The organism is Shigella sp. FC1967, assembly GCF_001743005.1.
In the GTDB taxonomy this organism is placed as follows: domain Bacteria; phylum Pseudomonadota; class Gammaproteobacteria; order Enterobacterales; family Enterobacteriaceae; genus Proteus.
In genome coordinates this window covers 1-3731 of record NZ_MIIZ01000753.1, presented here as the reverse complement: position 1 = coordinate 3731, position 3731 = coordinate 1, and the positions used below count along the sequence as shown (strand labels likewise).

Sequence of the window (3731 nt, the reverse complement as noted above, 5' to 3'; positions counted from 1 at the left end):
GCAGGAGGTCAGGTAACTCCTGTTTCTGTTTCCATAGCGTCAGCTAAACTTTTCATGGAAGCGCGTTCACTATCCTATGCGTCGCCTAAATCCATCATAGGAAAAACGACAGCAGGAGGTCAGGTAACTCCTGTTTCTGTTTCCATAGCGTCAGCTAAACTTTTCATGGAAGCGCGTTCACTATCCTATGCGTCGCCTAAATCCATCATATTACCTAAACCTATCTTTAAACCTACCCCCGTGCCTTATCAACGTGTCCTCAATGCCGTTAAAGATGTTGCGATTGCCTCTCGATGGGGAGTTTTAGGCCTACTTTTTCACTCTGAGCCTGCTGGGGATCCGAATAAAGACCAACTTTTCATTAGAAAATTTATGAAGTTGATCATATTCCGTCACAAGCCGCAGTTAGACTTTATTTAAAAAAGTTAAATCCAAAAATATCGGAAAAAGATTTAAAGATAGAATTAGAGGATGATACTAAGCTACGTCGAAAAGAGTATGACAGTCAGGATCTTAAAGAAGCGGTTGAGCGAAATTGGGAAGCAGATCGACGATGTTTAAAAGCAGAATATAACGTATCAGATGAACAGTTGGATAAGGTTTTAGCAGAATTACACCGATTAAATAGAGCGAAAGGATTATACCAATGAGTGTAAATATTGAAGCCTTAGTGCTGCGATTAGGGGATACTTATGATGAACTTTATGACGATGGACTCATTCCGTATAAAACCAAACCACAAGGGAATTCTGGGGATGATGAAGTCACCCTAAGGATGACCAAAGAGTCTATTTTTTTATCTTTTAAAAACCCATCAAAAGAGTTAGAACAAATTACACTAACACTGATCCCTGAAAATATGAAAAATGGCTGGGTATTCCCCAATAAGATCCCCTTTGGATTAGAGCAAGTCATGACTGACCAATGGTTCTATAAACATATTGGTAATCCGATTAGGCAGGCTCCTGAAAGAACAGTTTTAGGTAACTTTATAGGTAAATCAGAAGTATTTACATTAAACAAAATGACCAACTCAAACCAAAAAATTTCTATTTTGGTTAACTATCACCCCGAAATGAAAGGCTTTGCTAAAAAAAATTACCTTTGAATTATTAGAGGATTTAGAAACACGTTGGAAACCTAATCACTTCAAATAATCCCTTTTATGTTAAACGGACGAGTTAGTTAAAGTTGTCCGTTTATCCATACTCACGTCGTTCAAAACGATTTAAGGTTTGCTCATCCAGAGTGACTAAAACATCGAATTAAAATTGTTGAAAGAGGCTTAACTTGACCTAACGTAGCTAAATTAGCGAACAAAAAAAAGTGGCACCAGTTTCCTTCTTTTCCTCTTTTTCTTTTTTTTATGACTTTACATTATCTTTTTATGACATTTTTATTAAAAATGTATTTTTTCGCTTGATTCTTACCCTAAAAGCACCAGATAATCGTTTGCGTCAAATTCTCTCACTCAATCCACACGAAAAACCAAACGTTTGCTTTTGACTCCCTCTTAAGATTTCTTATTAACAAGAGGTCATTTTAATTGATACGTAATCGTTTTTCGTTTTTTTTGGAGAGTGAACCGTTTTTATGTCAGAGGAATGTAATGTCTGCTAATCAATCAGCAACCACCGGTAAACTGGATAGCTATTTTAAACTTACAGCTCGCGGTACAACTGTTCGCAAAGAAATGATCGCCGGTTTGACGACATTTTTGGCGATGGTGTATTCCGTGATTGTTGTTCCTAGCATGTTAGGACAAGCCGGTTTTCCACATACCGCGGTTTTTATCGCAACCTGTTTAGTCGCGGGATTAGGCTCTCTTCTAATGGGATTGTGGGCAAATCTTCCTATGGCAATTGGTTGTGCGATTTCATTAACCGCATTTACTGCTTTTAGCTTAGTTTTGGGACAAAACATCTCTGTACCCGTTGCATTAGGTGCCGTATTTTTAATGGGATGTTTATTCACCGTTTTCTCATTAACGGGCATTCGTACTTGGATCTTAAAAAATATTCCAATTGGTATCGCACATGGTGCGGGAATAGGGATAGGGCTTTTTCTACTTTTAATCGCAGCAAACAGTGTTGGATTAGTGATTAAAAACCCATTTGATGGTTTACCTGTTGCAATGGGGAAATTTACATCATTCTCTGTTCTGATGTCACTTGCTGGATTAGCGGCTATTTTCGGATTAGAAAAGCGTAAAGTACCGGGTGGTGTGCTATTAGTCATTGTCGCTATTTCAATTATTGGTCTTATTTTTGATCCTAATGTGAAATATCAAGGCATCTTTAAAATGCCTCAATTAGGTGAAGATGGGCTTTCTTTACTGCTTGCAATGGATATTAAAGGTGCCTTACAACCTTTAGTGTTACCAAGTGTTCTTGCGTTAGTGATGACGGCTATTTTTGATGCCACAGGGACTATCCGTGCTGTTGCGGGTCAAGCAAACTTATTAGATAAACGCGGGCAAATTATTAATGGCGGAAAAGCGCTGACGTCTGACTCTGTCAGTAGTATTTTTGCGGGTGTTATAGGTGCTGCACCTGCTGCGGTTTATGTTGAATCAGCCGCAGGAACAGCCGCTGGTGGTAAAACAGGATTAACCGCAACAGTGGTTGGTATTTTATTTTTACTGATCTTGTTCTTATCGCCTCTCTCTTATTTAGTTCCAGCTTATGCAACAGCACCCGCGTTAATGTATGTGGGTTTATTGATGCTAGGTAATGTCACTAAGTTAGATTTTAGTGATTTTGTGGATGCTATGTCAGGTATGGTGTGTGCTGTATTTATTGTTTTAACGTGTAATATCGTCACTGGGATTATGCTAGGTTTCGGCTGTTTGGTCATTGGCCGTGTCTTTGCTGGTGAATGGCGTAAACTCAATATGGGTACAGTATTAATTACACTTGCGCTAGTGGCATTTTATGCGGGTGAGTGGGCAATTTAATTTAAATAATCGGTTTTAAACACAAAAGGCGGAATATATTTTTATTCCGCCTTTTTGCTATTTATTTATCTACTTTTATTCGCTATTGTCGAAATTAAGTCTAGTGATTAATTTTTTGGTAGCATATATGCAAGAAATAAAAATACGTCATGGTGAACCTGACGACGCATCAGCCATTCAACAGCTATATACACATCCTGATTTATATATTTGTACTTGCCAATTTCCTTATCCTTCAGTCACGATGTGGAAAAAAAGATTACTTGAATTTTCAGAACAAAATATCCCTCATTTTGTTGCTACCATTGATGATCAAGTTGCGGGACATTTAGCACTAATCATCGATAATCATCCTCGTCGTCGTCATATTGTGAGTTTTGGTATTGGTGTTGGTGCTGAATATTCCGGAAAAGGTGTCGGAAAATTACTTATCAATACAGCAATTGATTATGCTTTCAATTGGTTAGCCGCCACACGATTAGAATTAGAAGTGTATTCAGACAATGAAAGAGGCTTGCATCTGTATAAGAAATTAGGTTTTGAAGTCGAAGGGGTACGCCGTAAAGCCGCTTTTAGAGAGGGTAAATATTGTGATGTTGTTATGATGTCGATGTTAAGAACAATTGAATAATCATTAGCATGGCGAGTGAGTCTTCAAATTTAATTTCTATTGTTATTTATCTATTATTTTTATTTAGTTACTTAACGTTTGCATTTTATACAGTCTATTAGATTGCTTAGGCTGAAAAAGAGAAAATAAAAAACGTATGCTTTC

General features: G+C 37.6%; 4 protein-coding genes. All 4 read left to right on the top strand.

Annotated features, from left to right (window positions below; genetic code table 11):
* A partial coding sequence (locus BHE89_RS12000) for a hypothetical protein (RefSeq protein ID WP_216081004.1) occupies nt 1-420 on the top strand: 420 nt, incomplete at its 5' end.
* Between the two features lie 226 nt (nt 421-646).
* Nucleotides 647-1108: a DUF6392 family protein gene (locus BHE89_RS11990; protein ID WP_286146094.1), complete on the top strand. Its 462-nt coding sequence runs from the start codon at nt 647-649 to the stop codon at nt 1106-1108.
* 501 nt (nt 1109-1609) lie between these two features.
* The gene (locus BHE89_RS11985) at nt 1610-2956 is read left to right on the top strand and encodes an NCS2 family permease (RefSeq protein ID WP_069368066.1); all 1347 of its coding nucleotides are present in this window, start codon (nt 1610-1612) and stop codon (nt 2954-2956) included.
* A 127-nt stretch (nt 2957-3083) separates the two neighbouring features.
* Nucleotides 3084-3587, top strand: a complete 504-nt coding sequence (locus BHE89_RS11980) for a GNAT family N-acetyltransferase (RefSeq protein WP_069368065.1) — start codon at nt 3084-3086, stop codon at nt 3585-3587.
* Nucleotides 3588-3731: the final 144 nt, after the last annotated feature.